This is a genomic window from Anaerotignum lactatifermentans (assembly GCF_016902535.1).
GTDB lineage: Bacteria > Bacillota > Clostridia > Lachnospirales > Anaerotignaceae > Anaerotignum > Anaerotignum lactatifermentans_A.
The window spans coordinates 1-261 of the sequence record NZ_JACSNY010000061.1; the positions used below are offsets into that span (position 1 = coordinate 1).

1 protein-coding gene is annotated in these 261 nt (G+C 44.1%); it reads right to left on the reverse strand.

The window, feature by feature from the left end:
• A partial coding sequence (locus H9X84_RS12860) for a transposase (protein WP_205134637.1) occupies window positions 1–261 on the reverse strand: 261 nt, incomplete at both ends.

Sequence of the window (261 nt, forward strand, 5' to 3'; positions counted from 1 at the left end):
TGGTATAGATCAGGCGGCGAACCGCTTCCGGATATTTGAAATAAGTCGAAAGATTTGCCCAGTTGTCTTTCCAGGATTTCGCGATTTTCGGATATTTTCCGCTCCATTTTTCATCGAAACTTTCTAATTCAGCCAGTGCAATCTCTTCTGTCGGCGCGGCATATACACGTTTCAGATCAGCCATCAGGGGCTTGAGTTCTTTGTAGGAAACAAACTTTGTTGTATTCCTGATCTGATGGATGATGCACTGCTGAATCTCTG